17 protein-coding genes are annotated in these 22,244 nt (G+C 71.4%); 9 read left to right on the forward strand and 8 right to left on the reverse strand.

Translation table 11 applies throughout. The features are described from left to right. The first annotated feature begins 59 nt into the window (after positions 1-59). Positions 60-533, forward strand: coding sequence for a hypothetical protein (locus AC1DW8_RS09390; protein WP_478093536.1), 474 nt, complete (start codon positions 60-62; stop codon positions 531-533). A 95-nt stretch (positions 534-628) separates the two neighbouring features. Here AC1DW8_RS09390 and AC1DW8_RS09395 read toward each other — a convergent pair whose 3' ends face one another. Further along, positions 629-1,594, reverse strand: coding sequence for an electron transfer flavoprotein subunit alpha/FixB family protein (locus tag AC1DW8_RS09395; protein WP_478093538.1), 966 nt, complete (start codon positions 1,592-1,594; stop codon positions 629-631). A gap of 41 nt (positions 1,595-1,635) precedes the next feature. After that, a complete protein-coding gene (locus AC1DW8_RS09400) occupies positions 1,636-2,418 on the reverse strand; it encodes an electron transfer flavoprotein subunit beta/FixA family protein (protein WP_478093540.1) in 783 nt (260 codons plus the stop codon). Positions 2,419-2,665: 247 nt separating this feature from the next. Between AC1DW8_RS09400 and AC1DW8_RS09405 the strand changes: the two genes are divergently transcribed. Beyond that, positions 2,666-3,463, forward strand: coding sequence for an SDR family oxidoreductase (locus tag AC1DW8_RS09405; protein ID WP_478093542.1), 798 nt, complete (start codon positions 2,666-2,668; stop codon positions 3,461-3,463). 113 nt (positions 3,464-3,576) lie between these two features. Here AC1DW8_RS09405 and AC1DW8_RS09410 read toward each other — a convergent pair whose 3' ends face one another. The 3 genes from AC1DW8_RS09410 to AC1DW8_RS09420 form a co-directional block, all read right to left on the reverse strand. Beyond that, a complete protein-coding gene (locus AC1DW8_RS09410; RefSeq protein ID WP_478093545.1) occupies positions 3,577-3,924 on the reverse strand; it encodes a hypothetical protein in 348 nt (115 codons plus the stop codon). Between the two features lie 91 nt (positions 3,925-4,015). Further along, a complete protein-coding gene (locus tag AC1DW8_RS09415) occupies positions 4,016-4,795 on the reverse strand; it encodes an enoyl-CoA hydratase/isomerase family protein (RefSeq protein ID WP_020142899.1) in 780 nt (259 codons plus the stop codon). Further along, positions 4,795-5,301 (reverse strand): YbjN domain-containing protein, encoded by a 507-nt coding sequence (locus tag AC1DW8_RS09420; RefSeq protein WP_020142900.1) that lies wholly within the window; start codon positions 5,299-5,301, stop codon positions 4,795-4,797. Before AC1DW8_RS09420 ends, AC1DW8_RS09415 begins: the two co-directional genes overlap by 1 nt. A gap of 78 nt (positions 5,302-5,379) precedes the next feature. On the opposite strand from AC1DW8_RS09420, the gene glgX reads away from it, so the two are divergent. Beyond that, entirely contained in the window at positions 5,380-7,521 is a 2,142-nt protein-coding gene (gene glgX / locus AC1DW8_RS09425) for a glycogen debranching protein GlgX (protein WP_478093549.1), read from the forward strand. A gap of 84 nt (positions 7,522-7,605) precedes the next feature. Here the strand turns inward: glgX and glgP are convergent, their stop codons facing one another. Beyond that, positions 7,606-10,194: an alpha-glucan family phosphorylase gene (gene glgP, locus AC1DW8_RS09430; RefSeq protein WP_478093551.1), complete on the reverse strand. Its 2,589-nt coding sequence runs from the start codon at positions 10,192-10,194 to the stop codon at positions 7,606-7,608. A gap of 308 nt (positions 10,195-10,502) precedes the next feature. Here glgP and AC1DW8_RS09435 point away from each other — a divergent pair, with 308 nt between their 5' ends. From AC1DW8_RS09435 to AC1DW8_RS09460, 6 genes are read left to right on the forward strand one after another with little or no spacing between them, the layout of a single operon-like run. Beyond that, a complete protein-coding gene (locus AC1DW8_RS09435) occupies positions 10,503-12,521 on the forward strand; it encodes an alpha-1,4-glucan--maltose-1-phosphate maltosyltransferase (RefSeq protein WP_478093747.1) in 2,019 nt (672 codons plus the stop codon). A 3-nt stretch (positions 12,522-12,524) separates the two neighbouring features. Beyond that, the gene (treS, locus tag AC1DW8_RS09440) at positions 12,525-14,231 is read left to right on the forward strand and encodes a maltose alpha-D-glucosyltransferase (protein WP_056770373.1); all 1,707 of its coding nucleotides are present in this window, start codon (positions 12,525-12,527) and stop codon (positions 14,229-14,231) included. Then, positions 14,231-15,658: a maltokinase N-terminal cap-like domain-containing protein gene (locus AC1DW8_RS09445; RefSeq protein ID WP_478093553.1), complete on the forward strand. Its 1,428-nt coding sequence runs from the start codon at positions 14,231-14,233 to the stop codon at positions 15,656-15,658. Before treS ends, AC1DW8_RS09445 begins: the two co-directional genes overlap by 1 nt. Continuing rightward, positions 15,655-17,937 (forward strand): 1,4-alpha-glucan branching protein GlgB, encoded by a 2,283-nt coding sequence (gene glgB / locus AC1DW8_RS09450; protein WP_056770381.1) that lies wholly within the window; start codon positions 15,655-15,657, stop codon positions 17,935-17,937. The genes AC1DW8_RS09445 and glgB overlap by 4 nt, the downstream gene beginning before the upstream one ends. After that, on the forward strand, positions 17,934-19,580 hold the full coding sequence (pgm, locus tag AC1DW8_RS09455; RefSeq protein WP_478093556.1) for a phosphoglucomutase (alpha-D-glucose-1,6-bisphosphate-dependent): 1,647 nt from the start codon (positions 17,934-17,936) through the stop codon (positions 19,578-19,580). The genes glgB and pgm overlap by 4 nt, the downstream gene beginning before the upstream one ends. Then, a complete protein-coding gene (locus AC1DW8_RS09460) occupies positions 19,577-20,062 on the forward strand; it encodes a hypothetical protein (protein WP_478093558.1) in 486 nt (161 codons plus the stop codon). The genes pgm and AC1DW8_RS09460 overlap by 4 nt, the downstream gene beginning before the upstream one ends. Before the next feature lie 82 nt (positions 20,063-20,144). On the opposite strand, the gene AC1DW8_RS09465 is transcribed toward AC1DW8_RS09460, so the two are convergent. Beyond that, on the reverse strand, positions 20,145-21,092 hold the full coding sequence (locus tag AC1DW8_RS09465; RefSeq protein WP_056770388.1) for a tetratricopeptide repeat protein: 948 nt from the start codon (positions 21,090-21,092) through the stop codon (positions 20,145-20,147). 14 nt (positions 21,093-21,106) lie between these two features. Then, the gene (locus tag AC1DW8_RS09470) at positions 21,107-22,099 is read right to left on the reverse strand and encodes a DUF8094 domain-containing protein (protein ID WP_235508591.1); all 993 of its coding nucleotides are present in this window, start codon (positions 22,097-22,099) and stop codon (positions 21,107-21,109) included. Positions 22,100-22,244 lie beyond the last annotated feature (145 nt).

Here is a 22,244-nt window from a genome sequence, read left to right on the forward strand (position 1 = left end):
CACCACACGCATCGCCCGTCCACCCCACCCGTGGGGCCGGTCTGCCTATGATCGGCCCCATGGGTGGCAGGCACGAGGGCACCGGCGGCAGCCGGCTGCGCGCGCCCGCCGGCCACCGGGCCGTCGCGGCCCTGGCCTGTCCCGCCATCGGCTACTTCGTGGCCCGCCTGCTCGTGCGCCTCGTCCCGTCGCTGCCCGCGACGATGACGTATGCCGTGTGCCTGGCCCTCGCGCTCGCCCTCGCCTGGCGGGCGTGGTCGGCCCGCATCGACCTCGGGACGAAGCGCCTGCGCGTGCACAACACCCTCATGACGACGACGATCGACCGGCGCGACGTACGGCGCGTGTCGTCGAGCGGACGGCTCGAGTGGCGTCACGGGCAGGGGCGACCGGTGCGCCTGCCGTCGGAGGCGCTGCGCGGAGGATGGTGGACCCTCGGGACGGGGCGTTCGGCATACGCCTTCAACCGGCAGCGGCTCGAGAGCTGGATCCGGCTGTCGTCGCGGGTCGACCTCGACTCCGAGGCGGCCTGAGGGTCGGCCTCGTGCTCGCACGACGGCGGCCCCCGACCTTTCGTGGTCGGGGGCCGCCGTCGTGCGGCGTCGGGCACTCGGCCCGACGGGGGCGGTCAGTCCTTGGCGGCCGTGATCGCCTCGGTCGCCTGCGGGAGGACGTTGAAGAGGTCGCCCACGACGCCGAAGTCGACGAGCTCGAAGATCGGGGCCTCGTTGTCCTTGTTGACGGCCACGATCGTCTTGGAGGTCTGCATGCCGGCGCGGTGCTGGATGGCACCGGAGATGCCGCACGCGACGTAGAGCTGCGGGCTCACCTGCTTGCCGGTCTGGCCGACCTGCGAGGTGTGGGGGTACCACCCGGCGTCGACCGCGGCACGCGAGGCACCGACGGCGGCACCGAGCGAGTCGGCGAAGTCCTCGACCTTGGAGAAGTCGCCGCCGGTGCCACGCCCACCGGAGACCACGATGGCGGCCTCGGTCAGCTCGGGGCGACCGCTGGCCTGCTTCGGCTTGGACTCGGTGATCTTCGCGCCCTTGGCGGCGTCGGACGGGGTGAAGTCGACGACCTCGTCGGCGGCCGCACCCGCGACCTCCTCGGGGGTGGCCGAGTTGGGCTTCACGGCGACGATGGGCGTGCCCTTCGTGACGGTGGCCGACACGGTGTAGGAGCCGGCGAAGACCGACTGCGTCGTCGCGACGCCACCGCTGCCGTCACCAGTGGCCTGGACGTCGACGGCGTCGGTGATGAGGCCCGACTCGGTCTTGACGGCGAGGCGGGCGGCGATCTCCTTGCCCTCCGGCGAGGACGGCACGAGGACCGCGGCCGGGGACGTCGAGGAGACGAGCTGGGCGAGCAGCTCGGCCTGGGGGACGACGAGGTGCTCGAGCACCTCGGGCGACTCGACGCGGTAGATCTTCTCGGCGCCGAAGCGGGCGAGGGTCTCCTTGGCGGCGTCGAAACCGGGGCCGACGAAGACGGCGGACGGCTCGCCGAGGCGGCGGGCGATCGTCAGCAGCTCGGACGTGGTCTTGCGGACCTTGCCCTCGACGTGGTCGACGAGCACGAGTACTTCAGCCATGGTGCGGATCTCCTTTGCTGGCTGGGAAGGTCAGGGGCAGGTCAGACGAACTTGCGCTCGGTGAGGAAGGCGGCGAGCTTGCTGCCGCCATCGCCCTCGTCCGCGACGATCTCGCCCTGCGAGCGCGGCGGACGGGCGGCGAAGGACTCGACCTTCGTCCACGCGGCGTCGAGGCCGACCTGCGCGGCGTCCACGCCGAGGTCGGCGAGGCTCCACTGCTCGACGGGCTTCTTCTTCGCGGCCATGATCCCCTTGAACGAGGGGTAGCGCGGCTCGTTGATCTGGTCGGTGACCGACACGAGCGCCGGCAGCGTGGCCGTGATCGTCTGGGTGGAGGCGTCGCCGTCGCGGCGGATCGTCGCCGTGGTGCCCTCGACGGTCAGCTCGGACGCGAACGTCACGGCCGGCAGGCCGAGCCGCTCGGCGAGCATCGCGGGCACGACACCCATGGTGCCGTCGGTGGAGGCCATGCCGGTGACGACGAGGTCGACGTCCCCGATCTTCTTGATGGCCTCGGCGAGGACGAGCGAGGTCGCGATCGCGTCGGAGCCGTGGATGGCGTCGTCGTTGACGTGCACACCCTTGTCGGCGCCCATCTGCAGAGCCTTCTTCATGGCGTCGGCGGCGGCGTCGGGGCCCACCGTCAGGACGGTGACCTCACCCTCGCCGGCCTCGACGATCTTGAGGGCCTCCTCGACCGCGTACTCGTCGAGCTCCGACAGCAGGCCGTCGACGTTCTCGCGGTCGGTCGTGTTGTCAGATGCGTTGAACGTGCGCTCGGCCTGGGCGTCCGGCACGTACTTGACACAGACGACGATGTTCATGGGTGAACGTCCTCTTCCGTTGCTGGTGGTGGTGCTCATGGAACTGCCGGAGGTCGCTCCGGCACTGCCGTCCATCCTCTCACTGAGCGCCCGCTCAGTCCGCACGCCTCTGGCGTGACGCTCACCACCAGACCCCTGGCGTATGCCGTCCCCCGTCGTCCGCGCGCACCCGGCGGGCCTGCCGGGAGGGCTGGGACGAGGCAAAACCGGTTGTCGAGGGTTGTCCGAACTGCGGAGGATGGGCGCCATGTCGTCCGCCTCCCCCGTCCCGTCCACGCGCCCCCGGGTCGCCCTCGTCACCGGGGTCGGCAGGCGTCGCTCGATCGGCTCCGAGCTCGCCCTCGGACTCGCCGCGGACGGCTGGGACCTCGCCCTCGGGCACTGGCAGCCCTACGACGATCGGCTCGGCTACGAGCGCGGCACCGACGACCCCGCAGCCGTCGCCGACGAGTGCCGAGCCCTGGGTAGTCGCGTCGAGCTGCTGCCCGGCGACCTCTCGGACCCGGCTGTCCCCGAGGCCCTCGTCGCCACGGCGACGGAGCGACTCGGACCGGTGACCGGCCTCGTCATGTCGCACTGCGAGTCGGTCGACAGCGGGATCCTCACGACCTCGCTCGAGAGCTGGGAGCGGCACTACGCCGTCAACGCCCGCGCGACGTGGCTCCTCATCCGGGCCGTGGCCGAGCGGCTGCCGGTCCAGGAGCCCGTCGGGCCTGCCGCCGCCCACGTCGTGGCCCTGACGAGCGACCACACCGCGCACAACCTGCCCTACGGCTCGAGCAAGGGTGCCCTCGACCGCATCGTCATCGCGGCGGCCGTCGAGCTGGCGGACCGCGGGGTGCGGGCCAACGTCATCAACCCCGGTCCGATCGACACGGGCTGGATGGACGACCGGATCCGGGCGCTCGGCACCGCCGACACCCCGGCCGGCCGGCTCGGCACGCCGCGCGACACGGCCGACCTCGTGCGCTTCCTGCTCTCGGAGCAGGGCGGCTGGATCAACGGCCAGCTGCTCCACAGCAACGGCGGCTTCAAGACCTCCTGAGCCGGACCGCGCCGCGGCGCGGTTCCTGCGCCGAACCCACCTCCGCCGTGCACGAGACCGCGCCATGGCGCAGTTCCTGCGCCGGACGTCATACCGACCTGGGCGCCGAACCGTCAGGCCGGGTCGACGTCGGCGGTCTCGAGGACGTGGAAGGCCGGCTCCTCGTAGGGGTGCGCGGCCCGGAGCGCAGCGACGACGTCGGCCCGCAGCCTCCGCTCGAGGACGAGCTCGACGCGGTTCTCGGCGACCTTCTCGAGGTCGCCGACGACGCCGATCGTCGGGGTCGCACCCTCGACCGGCCGGAACTGTCCCGTGCCGCGGGTGACGAAGGCGCACTCGCGGTAGTCGCCGACCGCCCCGGCCCCGGCGGCGAAGAGCGCCCCGAGCACTGCGTCGGTGTCGCCGACGGGGACGTAGACGACGAGGACGTCGAGGGGCCCGCGCCCCGGCACGGCGGTCACCGCCAAGTCTCCACGAGCTCCCGGAGACGCCCGAGGCGGACCCACCGGCACGGGCGCCGCGGGTCCGCCTCGAGCGGCGTACGGGTGAGGGTCATCGACCCTCGAACTGCGCCTTGCCCGGGCCGTGCTCGACGAACGAGGACATGCCGATCTCCCGGTCCTTCGTCGCGAAGAGGGAGGCGAAGAGCAGGCGCTCGATCTCCAGCCCGGTCTCGAGGTCGACCTCGAGACCACGGTCGATGGCCTCCTTGGCGGCGCGGACGGCATACGACGCGGCGCCGACGAAGGTCGAGGCCCACTCACGCGAGGCGGTGTAGACGTCGGCGGCCGGCACGACCTTGTCGGCGAGGCCGATGGCGAGCGCCTCCTGGGCGTCGACGAAGCGGCCGCTGAAGATGATCTCCTTGGCGCGCGAGGCTCCGACGAGCCGCGAGAGGCGCTGCGTGCCGCCGGCGCCCGGGATGATGCCGAGGAGGATCTCGGGCTGGCCGAGCTTCGCGTCGTCGGCGACGACCCGGAAGTCGCACGCGAGCGCCAGCTCGCAGCCTCCACCGAGCGCATACCCGGTGATCGCGGCGATGACCGGCTTGGGGATGCGCGCCACGGCGCTGATCGAGCTCATGAGCGGACCGGAGCGCTCGACCATGTCGGTGTACGACATCGTCTGCATCTCCTTGATGTCCGCCCCGGCGGCGAAGACCCGCTCACCGCCGTAGACGATGACCGCCTTGACGTCGGTGCGCGCGGTCGCCTCGGCGGCGGCCTCGCGGATCTCCTCCTGGACCTGGACGTTGAGGGCGTTCATCTTCGGCCGGTCGAGACGGATCGTGCCGACGCCGTCCTCGACCTCGAGCCGGACGAACTCACCCATCAGGCGTCGCCGGGAGCGGGCGCGTCGTCCATCGGCAGCCAGGACTGGAAGAAGAAGCCGACGCTCTGGAGGATGTGGTTGACCGACAGCGGCACGAGGATGTCGAGGTCGGCGTTCGGGGTCACGACGTGCTCGGCCGAGACGACGAGGCTCTCCTGGACGAGGGAGAGCTTGACGATGTTGAGCTGCATCGTCAGGTCGTTGCAGCGGGCGAGGCGCTCGTTGCGATCGGACGAGACGGGCTCGGCGAGCTGCCACTGGCCGAAGAAGCGGACGAGGGCGAGGTCTCCCTCGGCGATGCGGGCGAAGAGGGTCGTGCTGGTGCCCTGGTCGTCGACGATGGCGAACTCGAGGTCGCCGTCCCCGTCGATGCTCGCCTCGATGCCGAGGCCCTTGAGCACGTCGAGGATGCGGTCACGCACGGGCGCGTCACTGACAGGGGCTCCGTTGGGGCCGGCGTCGGGCGCGCTCGGCATGAAGTTGGGCAGCGAAGTCGGATCGGTCATGCGCCAACCGTAACGAGCCTGCGCGACGAGGTCGATCCGGCCCGGGGGTGCGATCGGCCACCCCCTACGCTCAGACACATGTGCCCGCCCCCTCCCGCGACGCCAGACCTGCCTCCCGAGCACGGGGTCCGGCTCACCGCCGAAGGAGCCCAGTTCTCCGTCTACGCCGGCCACGCCAGGGCCGTCGAGGTCTGCCTCTTCGACATCGCCGCCGACGGCGCCGAGACCGAGCGCCGGGTGCCGCTCCGGCATCGCGCGCACGGCACGTGGTTCGACACCGTGCCCGGGGTCGGGGCCGGGCAGCGCTACGGCTTCCGCGTCGACGGCGACTGGGACCCGGACCGGTCCCTGCTGCACAACCCGGCCAAGCTGCTCCTCGACCCCTACGCCCGGGCCATCGAGGGCGGGGTGCTCCTCGACCCCGCCGTCTACGCCCACCACGTCGGCCCGGACCTGCGCGGTGACCTCTGGGTGCGCGATGACCGCGACTCGGCCCCGCACCTGCCTCGCTGCGTCATCGTCGAGGACGAGTTCGACTGGGGTGCAGACGATTTCCCGAGGCGCTCACTCACCGAGTCGCTGATCTACGAGGTCCACGTCAAGAACGCCACCCAGCTGCACCCGGGCGTCCCCGAGGAGCTGCGCGGGACGTATGCCGGCCTCGCCCACCCCGCGTTCGTCGACCACCTGCTCGGGCTGGGGGTCACCGCGGTCGAGCTCCTTCCGGTCCACACGTTCACCCACGAGCCCGACCTCGTGCTGCGCGGCCTGACGAACCACTGGGGCTACAACACGCTCGGCTTCTTCGCGCCGCACGCCGCGTACGCGGCGACGGCCGACCCGCAGGGCGCCCTCGACGAGTTCAAGACGATGGTCAAGGACCTGCACGCCGCCGGCATCGAGGTGCTCCTGGACGTCGTCTACAACCACACGGCCGAGAACGCCCGCGAGGGGATGACGCTCTCGTGGCGCGGGCTCGACCAGCGGGCGTACTACCGCGTCGACGGTCGCGGCCGCGACATCGACGTCACGGGGTGCGGCAACACGCTCGATCTCACGCACCCGGTCGTGGCCAAGATGGTGCTCGACTCGCTGCGCTACTGGGTGCAGGAGTGCCACGTCGACGGCTTCCGCTTCGACCTCGCCGTCGCACTGGGCCGCGGCAAGGACGATGGCTACGACCGCGACCACCCCTTCCTCGTGGCCCTGCGCACCGACCCCGTCCTGTCCCGCGCCAAGCTCGTCGCCGAGCCGTGGGACCTCGGCATCCACGGTTGGCGCACGGGCCAGTTCCCGCCCCCGTTCTCGGAGTGGAACGACCGCTACCGCGACGCGACCCGGACCTTCTGGCTGCGCGACCTCGCCGCCTCCGCGTCGGGAGGGGTCGGCCACGGCGTCCGCGAGCTGGCGACCCGCCTGGCGGGGTCACAGGACCTCTTCGACCGCCACGACCGCGGCGCCATCGCCTCGGTCAACTTCGTCACGGCCCACGACGGCTTCACGCTCGCCGACCTCACGACCTACGACACCAAGCACAACGGCGCCAACGGCCACAGCGGCGCCGACGGGTCCAACGACAACCGGTCGTGGAACCACGGCGTGGAGGGTCGCACCGACGACCCCGACATCACCGCAGCGCGACGCCGGTCGATCCGCAACCTGCTCGGCACGCTCCTGCTGTCGACGGGCGTGCCGATGCTCAACGCGGGCGACGAGGTGGGTCGCAGCCAGCGCGGCAACAACAACCCCTACTCCCAGGACAACGAGATCAGCTGGATGTCGTGGGACCTCGAGCCCTGGCAGGACGACCTCCTCGAGACGACGCGGCACCTCGTCCGCCTTCGACACGAGCACCCCGTGCTCCGGCAGCGGGCGTTCTTCTCCGGCAGGCAGATCCATGCGGACGGCTCGACCGACCTCGCGTGGTTCGCATCCGACGGGCACCCCATGGGGGACCGCTGGGACGGCCCCGCCGCCCACGTCCTCCAGGCCCTCTACGACGGTGCGCGACTCGACCAGCAGTCGGTGCTCATCGTCGTCAACGGGTCGGCCCAGAAGGCCGAGGTCACGCTGCCGAAGGCGCCGGGCGCCACGGCCTACGAGCTGCTCTGGGACAGCGCGCAGGATCGGCCCGCCACCCCGGCCGGGGCAGCCGACGCGGGCACCGCGGTCGCGATGGAGGCCGCGTCGATGCACGTCTGGCGCTCGACCGCCGGCTGAGGTCGGGACCCTGCCACCCGGCATACGTCCGCGGACGACGAGAGCCCGGACCCCAGCGGGGTCCGGGCTCTCGGTCGACGAGCCTCAGGCGTTGCGCGCGAGCCCCAGCTCGGCCGGGCCGGCGAGCCCGGGGTGCTTCGGGACGACGCGGACGCTGTAGCCGAAGGACCCGGTGCGGCGCAGCGGCTGCGAGCCGGCGAACTGGTGCCGGCCGTCGGCGTAGGACTCGACGAGGGCGAGCGGGGCGACCTCCATGCCCCACAGCTCGTCGACGTCGTTGACGTGTCCGTGGACGAGCTGCACCTCGACGTCGTCGGGGGTGAGCCCGTCGAGGGCGACGTAGGCGCGCAGGTCGAGGACGTCGCCGATCTGCGGCGAGTCCGACAGGCCCGAGGGCTCGACGTGCTCGACCTTGACCTTGGGCCAGGCGCTGCGGATCTTCGTCTTGTAGGCGGCAAGGTCCTTGGCGCCGGCGAACTCCGACCCGGACACGGAGCGACCGGCTCCGGCCGCGGGGCTGTAGAGCTGCTCCGTGTAGTCCTGCACCATGCGGCTCGCGAGGACCTTCGGGCCGAGCGTCTTGAGGGTGTGGGTCATCATGTCGATCCAGCCCTGCGGCAGGCCCGCGGCGTCCCGGTCGTAGAACTTCGCGGCGACGTCGTTCTCGATGAGGTCGTAGAGCGCCGAGGCCTCGATGTCGTCACGCCGGTCGGCGTCCTCGACGCCGTCTGCGGTCGGGATCGCCCAGCCGTTGCGACCGTCGAACCACTCGTCCCACCAGCCGTCGAGGATCGAGAGGTTGAGGCCGCCGTTGAGGGCCGCCTTCATGCCCGACGTGCCGCACGCCTCGAACGGTCGCAACGGGTTGTTGAGCCAGACGTCGCAGCCCGGGTAGAGGTGCTGGGCCATCGCGATGTCGTAGTTGGGCAGGAAGACGATGCGGTGGCGCACCTCGGGGTCGTCGGCGAAGCGGACCATCTCCTGGATGAGGCGCTTGCCGGTCTCGTCGGCCGGGTGCGACTTGCCGGCGATGACGAGCTGCACGGGACGCTCCGGGTGGAGCAGGAGACGCTTGAGGCGCTCGGGGTCGCGCAGCATCAGGGTGAGGCGCTTGTAGGTCGGCACACGTCGGGCGAAGCCGATCGTCAGCACGTCGGGGTCGAGGATGTCCTCGACCCAGCCGAGCTCGGCGTCGCTCGCGCCACGCTTCTGCCACGAGGCCTTGACGCGACGGCGGGCGTCGGCGACGAGCTTCTCGCGCATGACGCGCTTGGTCGACCACACGGCATCGGCGGGCACCTCGTCGATGCGCTCCCAGGCGTTCTCGCCCGAGATGTCGGTCGTGCCGAGGTGCTTGCGGGCCACGTCGTAGACGGCCCGGTCGACCCACGTCGGGGCGTGGACACCGTTGGTGATGCTGGAGATCGGGACCTCGACGTCGTCGAAGCCCGGCCACAGGCCGTCGAACATCTCGCGGCTCACGACGCCGTGCAGCTGGGACACGCCGTTGGCGCGCTGCGCGAGCCGCAAGCCCATGACGGCCATGTTGAAGATGCCCGGCTGGCCGCCCTCGTAGTCCTCGGCGCCGAGGGCGAGCAGGCGCTCGACCGGCACGCCGGGGATGGCGTTGGCGCCGCCGAAGAAGAGGTTGATCTTCGCGGCGTCGAAGCGGTCGATGCCGGCGGGCACGGGCGTGTGGGTCGTGAAGACCGTCGCCGCGCGCACGGCCTCGAGGGCCTCGTCGAAGGTCAGGCCGTGGTCGCGGACCAGTTCGGTGATGCGCTCGACGCCGAGGAAGCCGGCGTGGCCCTCGTTGGTGTGGTAGACCTCCGGCGTCGGGTCGCCGGACAGGCGGGACCACAGACGCAGGGCGCGCACGCCACCGATGCCGAGGAGCAGCTCCTGCTCGAGGCGGGTGTCGCCGCCGCCGCCGTAGAGCGACTCGGTGACCTTGCGGGTCTGCTCGTCGTTGCCGGGCACGTCGGAGTCGAGCAGCAGCAGGGGCACGCGACCGACCTGCGCCTTCCAGACGTGGGCGTGCAGCTGGCGGCCCGCGGGCAGGCTCACGGTGACGACGGCGGGCGTGCCGTCCTCCTCGCGCAGCAGCGACAGCGGGAGGCCGTCGGGGTCGAGGACCGGGTAGGTCTCGACCTGCCACCCGTCGCGGTTGAGCGACTGCTTGAAGTAGCCGGTCTTGTAGAAGAGCCCGACGCCGACGATCGGCACGCCGAGGTCCGACGCGGTCTTGAGGTGATCGCCGGCGAGGATGCCGAGGCCGCCGGAGTACTGCGGCAGCACGGACGTGATGCCGAACTCCGGGCTGAAGTACGCGATCGCGGCGGGGGCGGCCTTGCCGGCGGCCTCCCGCTCGCGGCTCCACGACTGGTACCAGCGCTCGTCCGAGAGGTAGTGGTGCAGGTCCTCGTTGGCGGCCACGACGCTGCCGACGAACTCGTCGTCGGCGGCCAGCGCGGCCAGCTCGTCGGAGGACAGGCGGGAGAGGAGCTTGACGGGGTCCTCACCGGCCTGGGCCCACTTGCGGGCGCTGATGCTCTCGAACAGGTCGCGGGTCGGCGGGTGCCAGGACCAGCGCAGGTTGCTCGCGAGGACGCCGAGTCCCTCGATGCGGCTCGGCAGGACGGTACGGACGCTGAAGCGACGGATGGCCTTCACAAGGGGACAGCATAGGGGTCGCGATGACGGCTTCTTGCAACCCTTGCAGCGGGGTTTCACCCATCGGACGGGGCCTCGGCGCGTCATGGGCCAAACGCTGCAACTTCGATACGGTCGATCACGTGACTGGCTCAGCGAAGAAGCCCCGTTCCAGCAAGCCGAACCGTGTGCGCAACGCCGCCCCCCAAGCACCACGACGCGACGATGCCACCCCGACCGCAGACACCGCGTTCGTCGACGACACCGAGGCAGGAGCCGTCCACCTCGCCCCCGACCACCCCGTGAGCGCCCCGCCGACCGTCGAGGGCATGCCGGGTGACGCGCTCCCGATGGGACGCATCCCCGCGAGCGACGTGCGTCCGCTCGTCGACGGCGGGACCCGCCCGGCCAAGTCGGTCGTCGGCGAGGAGTTCACCGTCCGGGCCAAGGTCTTCCGCGAGGGCCACGACGCCGTCAACGCGACGGCCGTGCTCACGGACCCCGACGGCACCGACCACTACTTCGCCATGCACAGCGTCAACCCCGGCCTGTCCGAGTGGGCCGCCACCGTCGTCGCCGACCGCGAGGGTTGGTGGACCTACCGCGTCGAGGGCTGGTCCGACCCCTACGCGACCTGGGTGCACGACGCCGGCATCAAGATCGCCGCCGGCGTCGACGAGGACCTCATGTGCGCCGAGGGCGTCCGCGTCCTCGAGCGTTTCGCCACGGCCGTCCGCGGCCTCGGCGTCGACGCCGCCGAGATCGACAAGGGCGTCGTCGCCCTGGCCGACAACCGGGCCCCAGCCGCGCACCGCTTCGGCGCGGCGACCTCGCCGGAGATCGCCGGCCTCGCCGCCCTCGTGCCGCTGAGGGAGTTCGTGTCGGCGTCACCGGCATACTCCCTGCTCGTCGAGCGCGAGCGCGCGCTCTACGGCGCCTGGTACGAGATCTTCCCCCGGTCCGAGGGCGCCCACCGCGACGAGAAGACCGGCGAGTGGGTGTCGGGCACGTTCCGGTCCGCGGCCGAGCGCCTGCCCGCCATCGCCGACATGGGCTTCGACGTCGTCTACCTGACGCCGATCCACCCGATCGGGACGACGGCCCGCAAGGGGCGCAACAACACCCTCACGGCCCAGCCCGGCGACCCCGGATCGCCTTATGCCATCGGCTCGCCCGACGGCGGACACGACGCGATCCACCCCGACCTCGGCACGTTCGAGGACTTCGACCACTTCGTCGCCGAGACGCGACGGCTCGGCATGGAGGTGGCCCTCGACGTCGCTTTGCAGGCCTCCCCCGACCACCCGTGGGTCCAGACGCACCCCGACCTCTTCACGACGCGGGCCGACGGCACCATCGCCTACGCCGAGAACCCGCCGAAGAAGTACCAGGACATCTACCCGCTCAACTTCGACAACGACCCTGCCGGGTCCTACGCCGAGGTGCGCCGGGTCATCCAGGTGTGGCTCGACCACGGCGTGCGCATCTTCCGCGTCGACAACCCACACACCAAGCCGGTCGCCTTCTGGCAGTGGCTGATCGCCGATGTCGCGCAGGACCACCCCGACACCATCTGGCTGTCCGAGGCCTTCACCAAGCCGGCGATGATGCACCACCTCGCCAAGGCCGGATTCCAGCAGAGCTACACCTACTACGCGTGGCGCAACGCGAAGTGGGAGCTCGAGGAGTACGGCACCGAGCTCGCGGGCGAGGACACCGGGTCGGCGTACATGCGCCCGGCCTTCTGGCCGACGACGCACGACATCCTCACGCCCTACATGCAGTACGGCGGCCCGACCGCGTGGAAGCTGCGCGCCGCGGTCGCCGCGACGATGGCCCCGACCTACGGCATCTACGCCGGCTACGAGCTCATGGAGCACGTGGCGCGTCCCGGGGCCGAGGAGCAGCTCGACAACGAGAAGTACGAGTACAAGGACCGCCAGTGGTACCTCTACGAGCCGGGGGGCCCCCTCGAGAGCCGCTCGCTCGCCTGGTACCTCAAGCGGCTCAACGACATCCGCGGCTGGCACCCCGCGCTGCACTGGCTGCGCAACCTGCGCTTCCACGCGGCTGACGACGAGAACGTCATGGTCTTCAGCAAGTCCCGTGTCGTCGACCGGGCCACGGGCGAGCGCGACACCGTCCTCGTCATCGCCAACCTCGACCCGCACGCCACGCGTGAGACGTGGGTGCACCTCGACATGGAGGCACTGGGTATGGCCACGTGGTCGACGTTCGACGCGCACGACCACATCACGAACCAGACGTGGGAGTGGCGCCAGGACAACTTCGTGCGGCTCGGTCCCGACTCCGAACCCGTCCACATCATCCACGTGAGGAGCCACTGACGCATGCAGGGCCTCAACCTGTCCCAGCCCGGCCTCAAGCACGACCCGCAGTGGTTCAAGAAGGCGGTCTTCTACGAGGTGCTCGTCCGCGCCTTCGCCGACTCGAAGGGCTCCGGCGCCGGTGACTTCACCGGTCTCATCAACCGGCTCGACTACCTTCAGTGGCTCGGGGTCGACTGCCTCTGGCTGCCGCCCTTCTACGCGTCTCCGCTGCGCGACGGCGGCTACGACATCGCCGACTACAAGGCGGTCCTGCCCGAGTTCGGCACGCTGCCGGAGTTCACCGAGCTCGTCTCGCAGGCCCACGCCCGCGGCATCCGCATCGTCACGGACTTCGTCATGAACCACACGAGCGACCAGCACCCGTGGTTCCAGGCGAGCCGTGCCGAGCCCGACGGGCCCTACGGCGACTTCTACGTCTGGTCCGACACCGACGACGGCTACGACGACGCCCGCATCATCTTCGTCGACACCGAGGTCTCGAACTGGACCTTCGACCCGGTGCGGCGGCAGTTCTTCTGGCACCGCTTCTTCAGCCACCAGCCCGACCTCAACTTCGAGAACGAGGCCGTGCAGGAGGCGATGTTCGACATCGTGCGCTTCTGGATGGACCTCGGGATCGACGGCTTCCGTCTCGACGCGGTCCCCTACCTCTTCGAGGAGGAGGGCACGAACTGCGAGAACCTCCCGAGGACGCACGAGTTCCTCGCCAAGCTGCGCGCCATGGTCGACGCCGAGTACCCCGGCCGGATCCTGCTCGCGGAGGCCAACCAGCCGCCCGCCGAGGTCGTCGACTACTTCGGCACCGAGGAGGCGCCGGAGTGCCAGATGTGCTTCCACTTCCCGGTCATGCCCCGGCTCTACTACTCGCTCCGCGAGGAGACCGCCGCCCCGATCATCGACGTGCTCGCGGACACGCCGGCCATCCCGTCGGGCACCCAGTGGGGCACGTTCCTGCGCAACCACGACGAGCTGACGCTCGAGATGGTGACGCCCGAGGAGCGCGCCGCGATGTACGGCTGGTACGCCCCCGACCCCCGGATGCGTGCCAACGTCGGCATCCGCCGCCGGCTCGCTCCCCTGCTCGACAACTCACGGCCCGAGATCGAGCTCATCCACGCGCTGATCCTCTCGCTGCCGGGGTCGCCGTGCCTCTACTACGGCGACGAGATCGGCATGGGCGACAACATCTGGCTCACCGACCGCGACGCGGTGCGCACGCCGATGCAGTGGACCCCCGACCGCAACGCCGGCTTCTCGAGCGTCGACCCGGGCAAGCTCTACCTGCCCGTCATCAGCAGCCTCGTCTACCACTACAACAACATCAACGTCGAGGCGCAGATGGCCTCCTCGGCCTCGCTCCTGCACTGGGTGCGCGGGATGCTCCAGATCCGCGGACGGCATCCGGTCTTCGGGCTCGGCGACTTCACCGTCGTCGAGGCCGACAACGAGTCCATCCTCGCGTTCACGCGCACCCTGGAGGCCGACGGCAACGAGCCCGGCGAGGCCGTGCTCTGCGTCAACAACCTCTCGAGCCGCCCCCAGGCCGCGACGATCCAGCTGCCGGAGGAGCTCGCCGGCCGCGAGCTCATCGACCTCTTCGGCGGCAGCGGCTTCCCGTGGGTGGCGAGCGACGGACGGGTCACCCTGACGCTCGGCTCGCGCGACTTCTTCTGGCTCCGCGTGCGGGGCGGGGAGGACCGCGGCTGATGGCCATCGTGCACAAGGGCGCGTCGATCGTGCCGACCAAGACCGAGATGGTCACCGAGTGGATGCCGCACCAGCGGTGGTACCACGGCAAGGGCCACGTCCCGCAGCTGCGCCGCGTCGGCGGGTTCCGCTTCGAGGACCCCGAGGGCGAGGTGGGCTGCGAGACGCTGCTCCTCGCCGACGAGGCCGTGGCCCCGGCCGTCGTCTACCAGGTGCCCCTCACCTACCGTTCGGCCCCTCTGGAGGGCGCCGAGCACGCGCTGCTCGGCACGATGGAGCACAGCGTCCTCGGCACACGGTGGGTCTACGACGGACCGCACGACCCGGTCTACGTCAGCCAGCTCATGGCGACGATCCTCGGCGGCGGCGCCTCCGACGAGGCGCAGGCCTCGGTCGGCAGCAACGCGCTCGCCACCGGCTCCTCGACCGGCCACGCCGACGGCTCGGTGTCGTCGTCGACGGTGCTCAGCGGCGAGCAGTCCAACACGTCGGTCATCTGCCGCATGACCGCTCCTGACGGCGGCCCGGCCGAGCCGGTCATCGTCAAGGTCTTCCGCACCCTCCAGGACGGCGACAACCCCGACGTCGTCGTGCAGTCCGCCCTGACGGAGGAGGGCTCCGACCGTGTGCCGATGGCCATCGGCCACCTGTCGGGTGCCTGGGACGCCCCGACCGGTGGCACGACGATGCACGGGCACCTCGCCTTCGCGCAGGAGTTCATCCCCGGGGTCGAGGACGCGTGGCGGGTCGCACTCGTCGCCGCCGCGTCGGGCACGGACTTCACCGACCGGGCCCGTGACCTCGGCGTCGTCACCGCCCAGATCCACACGGCGCTCGCGCACGCTCTCGGCACGCACGAGGTGACGCCCGAGGCGCGCGAGGCCGTCGTCGCGTCGATGCGCCAGCGGTATGCCGCCGCCGTGGCCCTCGTGCCCGACCTCGCCTCCCGCTCGGCCGCCGTCGGGCGCGTCGTCGCGTCCGTGCGCGACGTGCACTGGCCGTCGCTGCAGCGGATCCACGGCGACTACCACCTCGGCCAGGTCCTCGACGTGCCCGAGCGCGGGTGGGTGGCCCTCGACTTCGAGGGCGAGCCCCTGCGCCCGCTCGCCGAACGCGTACTCCCCGACCTCACGGCGCGTGACGTCGCAGGCATGCTCCGCTCCTTCGACTACGCCGCGGGCTCGGTGGCGCTGGCCGAGTCACCGGTCGACGCGACCGCCTGGGCGGCGGCCTGCCGGGCCGCCTTCCTCGACGGGTACGCCTCCGTCGCAGGGGCGCCCGACGCCGACGCGCAGGCACTGACCCGCGCGCTCGAGCTCGACAAGGCGCTCTACGAGGTCGTCTACGAGGCCCGCAACCGGCCCTCGTGGCTGCCGATCCCGCTCGGCGCCGTCGAGCGACTCACCACCGAGGAAGGCACGCCATGACCACCGAGACCGCCCACGGTCCCTCCCTCGACGACGCCGCCATCACGGCCTTCCTCCAGGGCCGCAACGGCCAGCCGCACGACCTGCTCGGCCACCACGTCGGGCCCGGCGGCCTGACGATCACCGCCTACCGCCCGTTCGCGACACGGGTCGGCGCCCGTCTCGACTCGGGCGAGCGGGTCGAGCTGCAGCACGTCCGTGACGGCATCTGGTCGATGACCTCGCCCGACTTCGGCACGACCCACGACTACCGCCTCCTCGTCGAGTACGGCGACGGCGTGGAGCACGAGCAGGACGACCCCTACCGCTTCGCCCCGACCCTCGGCGAGATCGACCGCCACCTCATCAACGAGGGCCGCCACGAGCAGCTGTGGACCGTCCTCGGCGCGCACGTGCGCCACTACCCCGGCCCGCTCGGCGACGTCTGGGGCGTGTCGTTCGCGGTGTGGGCGCCGCGCGCCAAGGCCGTCCACGTCATCGGCGACTTCAACGACTGGGACCGCCGCTCGCACCCGATGCGGGCGCTCGGCGAGAGCGGCATCTGGGAGCTCTTCCTGCCCGGCGCCCAGGAGGGGATGAACTACCAGTTCGCCGTGCGCGGCCCCGACGAGCTCGTCCGGCTCAAGAGCGACCCGATGGCGCGGATGACGGAGGTCGCGCCCAAGCAGGCCGCCATCGTCACCGAGACCCACTACGACTGGCGCGACGACGACTGGATGGAGCGCCGCCGCACGAGCAACGCCCACCAGGGACCGATGAGCATCTACGAGGTCCACCTCGGCTCGTGGCGCCAGGAGCTCGGCTACCGCGGTCTGGCCGAGCACCTCGTCAACTACGTGCGCGACCTCGGCTTCACGCACGTCGAGTTCCTGCCCGTCATGGAGCACCCGTACGTCCCGTCGTGGGGCTACCACGTGACCGGCTACTACGCCCCGAGCTCGCGCTGGGGCCGGCCCGACGACTTCCGCTTCCTCGTCGACGAGCTGCACCGTGCCGGCATCGGCGTCCTGCTCGACTGGGTGCCCGGGCACTTCGCCACCGACGAGTGGGCCCTCGCCCGCTTCGACGGCCTGCCGCTCTACGAGCACCCGGACCCCCGCAAGGGCTGGCACCCCGAGTGGGGCTCCAACATCTTCGACTACGGCCGGCCCGAGGTGCGCAACTTCCTCGTCGCCAACGCCATCTACTGGCTCGAGGAGTTCCACCTCGACGGCCTCCGCGTCGACGGCGTGGCCTCGATGCTCTACCTCGACTACGCCCGCGACGCCGGGGCCTGGGTGCCCAACAAGGACGGCGGCCGCGAGAACCTCGAGGCCGTCGAGCTGCTCAAGGAGACGAACGGCACCGCCTACAAGCGGGTCGGCGGGATCGTCACGATCGCCGAGGAGTCGACGACGTGGCCGGGCGTCACGAAGCCGACCAACGAGGGCGGTCTCGGCTTCGGCTTCAAGTGGAACATGGGCTGGATGAACGACTCGCTGAAGTACCTCGGCGAGGAGCCGATCTACCGGAGCTACCACCACGGCAAGCTCACCTTCTCCCTGATGTACGCCTTCGACGAGAACTTCGTGCTGCCGATCAGCCACGACGAGGTCGTCCACGGCAAGGGCTCGCTGCTGCGCAAGTCGCGGGGCCCGCGCGAGGAGCAGGTCGCGACCCTTCGCGCCTTCCTCGCCTACCTCTGGTGCCACCCCGGCAAGCAGCTGCTCTTCATGGGCTGCGAGTTCGGCCAGGAGTCCGAGTGGTCCGAGGGCCGCAGCCTCGACTGGTGGTTGCTCGAGCAGCCGCTGCACTACCGCGTGCACAACCTCGTCAAGGACCTCAACGGCATCTACCGCGGCAACCGGGCGCTGTGGGAGCTCGACTCCGACCGCTCGGGCTTCGAGTGGCTCGAGGCCGACGACGCAGCCCACAACACGTTCTCGTGGCTGCGCTTCGGCACGGGCGACCGGGCGACCGACGCCCCGGTCGTGGCGTGCGTCATGAACTTCAGCGGCGAGACGCAGCAGTCCTACCGCATCGGGCTGCCGCGCGGCGGGCGGTGGACGGTCGTCCTCGACACGGCCGGCTACCACCCCGACGCCCCGAGCAGCACCGGCACCGTCGTCGAGGCGCGCGAGGAGGCCTGGCACCAGCAGCCGTATGCCGCCGACCTCACCGTCCCGCGCCTGTCGACCGTCTGGCTCGTCCCCGTCGACGAGCCCTCCGTCCCGGCCGTCGTGTCCGGGACCCTCGCGAGCAGCGACGCCGACCCGACCCCGAACGGAGACCCCTCATGACCCACCCGCGCGCCGGTCAGCCCGCACAGGCCGAGGACCTCGTCGACGTCGACGCCCTCGTCGGGGCCTACTACGACCGGCACCCCGACGTCGACGACCCCGACCAGCAGGTCGCGTTCGGCACGTCGGGACACCGCGGGTCGAGCCTGCGCACGGCGTTCAACGAGGACCACATCCTCGCCACGACGCAGGCCATCGTCGACTACCGCGTCTCGCAGGGTTTCGACGGGCCGCTCTTCATCGGCCGCGACACGCATGCGCTGTCCGAGCCCGCCTGGCGCTCGGCGCTCGAGGTGCTCGTGGCCAACGGTGTGCAGGTGCTCGTCGACGACCGCGACGGGTTCACCCCGACCCCGGCCGTCTCGCACGCCATCCTCCGCGCCAACCGCGGCAAGGCCTCGGGCGCCAGCGGACTGGCCGACGGCATCGTCGTCACGCCGTCGCACAACCCGCCGGCCGACGGCGGCTTCAAGTACAACCCGCCGCACGGCGGCCCGGCCGACACCGACGCGACGTCGGTCATCGCCGAGCGCGCCAACGACCTCATCCGCGGTGGGCTGCGCGAGGTCCGCCGCGTGGCCTTCGAGCAGGCCCGCGGCGAGGCCGGTTCCTACGACTTCATGGGCACCTACGTCGACGACCTGCCGAACGTCGTCGACCTCGCCCGGGTCCGCGAGGCCGGCGTGCGCATCGGAGCCGACCCGCTGGGTGGCGCGTCCGTCGCCTACTGGGGCGAGATCGGTGAACGGCACGGGCTCGACCTCACCGTCGTCAACCCGCGCGTCGACCCGCAGTGGGCCTTCATGACCCTCGACTGGGACGGCAAGATCCGGATGGACTGCAGCTCGCCGTCCGCGATGGCCTCGCTCATCCACGCCAAGGACGCCTACGACATCTCGACGGGCAACGACGCCGACGCCGACCGGCACGGCATCGTCACGCCCGACACCGGCCTGATGAACCCCAACCACTACCTCGCCGTGGCCATCCAGTACCTCTACGGCGGGGCCCGACCGGGTTGGCCCGCGACGACCGCCATCGGCAAGACCCTCGTGTCCTCCTCGATGATCGACCGCGTCGCCTCCGACCTCGGTCGCACGCTCCTCGAGGTCCCCGTGGGCTTCAAGTGGTTCGTGCCCGGGCTGCTCGACGGCTCGGTCGGGTTCGGCGGGGAGGAGTCCGCCGGAGCGAGCTTCCTGCGCCAGGACGGCACGGTCTGGTCGACCGACAAGGACGGCATCCTGCTCGCCCTCCTGGCGTCCGAGATCCTCGCCGCGACCGGCAGGACGCCCAGCCAGCACTACGCCGAGCTGACAGCGCGACACGGCGACCCGGCATACGCCCGCATCGACGCGGCGGCGTCGCGTGAGGAGAAGGCCAAGCTCGGGGCCCTCTCCCCCAGCGACGTGACGGCGGAGACCCTTGCGGGAGAGCCGATCACAGGCAAGCTGACCGAGGCCCCGGGCAACGGCGCCAAGATCGGCGGTCTCAAGGTGACGACCGAGAGCGCGTGGTTCGCCGCGCGCCCGTCGGGCACCGAGGACGTCTACAAGATCTACGCCGAGTCCTTCCAGGGCGCCGAGCACCTCGCCCGGGTGCAGGCCGAGGCCAAGGACGTCGTGTCGGCGGCCCTCGGCGGATGAGCGAGCTCGACGAGTCTGGTCCGCGGGGCCGTCTGGTGCTCGTGACGGCGGCCCGCGCCGACGCTCGGGCCGCCCTCGCGTCGGCCGTGGCTGCTCGTCTCCAACGGGCCGTCGTCGTCGACGGTGCGGCACTCGAGGCGGCCGTCACGAGCGGCGCCGTCCCCGGGTGGGACGAGCCGCCGACGTCGGAACAGCTGCAGAGGCGGCTGCTGCGCTGGTCAGCGGCCCTGGCCGTGGCCGAGACCTACCAGCTCGAGGGCCTCGACGCGGTCGTCGCCGAGGACGCGCTCGGTGACCGGCTCGAGGACTTCCTCGACCTCGTCGAGCCCGAGCCGATCCACGTGGTCGTCGTCCGTGACGGCGCCGACCCCGCCACGCCGCACTGGGGCCTGTGGGTCGACGGCACGGACTCGGTCGGTGCCACGGCCGACGACGTCGTCACACGGCTGGCCGACGCGCTCGTCGCCACGTCGGCCACCTGACACCGCCGGGCACGCGACGGCACCCACACAGCACAGCGGGCCACCCTCCGACGTGGAGGATGGCCCGCTTCGTGTCAGAGCCTCAGAACAGGGCGCTCATGAGGGACTTGCGTGCCTTCGCGACGCGCTCGTCGGTGACGCCGATGACCTCGAAGAGCTCGACGAGGTGCTCACGCGCCGTGTTGCGGTCGGCGTCTGCCGTGACGCGAACCGTGTCGATGAGCCGCATGAAGGCGTCCTCGACATGACCTCCGAGCAGGTCGAGGTCGGCGACGAGGATCTGCGCGTCGACGTCGGTCGGCGCGGCGGCCGCAGCGGCCCGGGCGGCCTGGAGATCGGCCCCCTGGGTGCGCTGCATGAGCCCGACCTGGGCGAGTCCGAGCTTGGCGTCGGTGTCGGCAGGGCTCTGCGCGAGGGCCTCGCGGTAGGCCGAGGCGGCCCCGTCGAGGTCGCCCGCCTCGATGGCGTCGAAGGCCTTCTGGTGCAGTGGCGGCAGCGGCTGCTCCTGCTCGGCCTCGTCGGCCGGTGCCTCGGCCTCGTCCCCGACCGTGACGGTGCCGGTGACCCCGTGCTGCGCCGCGAGCTGGAGCACCTGGTCGATGACGGCCGTGACCTGGGCCTCGGGCTGCGCGCCCTCGAACAGCGGCACGGGTTGGCTCTGCACGAAGGCGAAGCTAACCGGCACGGCCTGGACCTGGAAGGCCTGCAGGATCGTGGGGTTCGCGTCGACGTCGACGGTGACGAGCTGGAAGCGGCCCGCGTAGCGGCGGGCCACCGCACCGAGGGTCGTGACGAAGTCGGCCGACTCCTGGAGCCGCGGCGACCACAGCACCATGACGACGGGGTGCCGGTCGGACGCCGCGATGACGTCACGGATCGTGGCGTCAGTGCCCTCGATGACGAGGCCAGCACCGTCCGCGGAGGTGGAGGCCGCGCCGGATGCGGGGCCAGCCGGCTGGGCCGGACGCTTGAGCGATGACAGGTCGACGGCACCGCGAAGTGCTGCTGCGGTGAATGGCTGGTGACTCATAGATCAATCCTGCCTCACCGACCCGAGCCGGCGACGAGCTGGTCCGAAGCGGCGACGATGCGCGCCTGTCCGGACGCAGGGATGACGATGGCGACGATCTCGTTGGAGGTGAGGTTGGCCTCGGTCGTGATCTGCTTGATGCCGGTCAGGAGCGTCAGGTCCTTCGCCGGGGTGAGCTTGACGGGGGTCCGCATGGCGATGGCGTCGTTGCGCACGAGGTGGGCGAAGACGATGGCGCCGTTGCCGTCCTTGAGGCGCAGGCCACCGATGACGCCCTTGGGCTCGTGCTCCTGGGTGAAGGCACCCTGGTTGTTGAGGGCCTGCGACTGCGCGCGGGCCGACTGGCGCAGCTGCTCCGAGAGCGGGTCGTCGGCCAGCACCTTGGTCGCCGTCGGGTCGGGGTACTTCACCGATGCGGCGAACGCCGAGACGACGTCGTCCGGCTTGGCGCTCAGGCCCTTGCCGTCGGCGACGGCGGCAGAGCCGTCGGTCGTCGGGTCGAGGGCGTCGAGCTTGGCGTCCGGGAGCATCGGGGTGACGGCGGCCGCCTTGAACGGCGCACCGGACTGGCCACCGACGAGCAGCACGAGGACGGCCGCACCGGTCTTCTTCAGCGTCGTCTGCGCGAGGATCTGCGCCGGGGCGTCTCCGGCGCGGGACAGCGCGAGCACCTTGACGCCGGTCGTGGCGAGCTCGGCGTCGGCCTTCTCCGCGGCGGTGCGCCCGGGCAGCGTCTTGGCATACGCGTTCGCCGACTGCAGGGCGGCCCCGACGAAGGCCTTGCTGCGAGCAGCCGCGCCGGCGGCCGAGGCGTCGAGCGAGGACGTCGCTGCGGCACCGACGGCGGAGGCGGCGGTCGTGTCGGCGGCATCGGCCGCGACCACAGGGGTCGCCGAGCCGCCGGTCCCGGCGGTGCCGTCGTCGGAGTTGCCGGTGCAGGCGGAGAGCATGGCAGCGCAGGCGAGCGCGGCGGCAAGAGCACGTCGACGAGTCGCGGTGCGGGGCATGGAAAAGCCTTTCGGTGACGCWGGGGGACAGGCCGAGCGCGTTCGGCCGCGACCCACGATACGCACGGACCGTGCTGCATCCCCAATCCGCGGGAACGGCTCGCCGAGGACATTTGCGGACACTCCTGACGCAGTTCGTGCAGCG

This window comes from Terrabacter sp. P2_E3 (assembly GCF_056403915.1).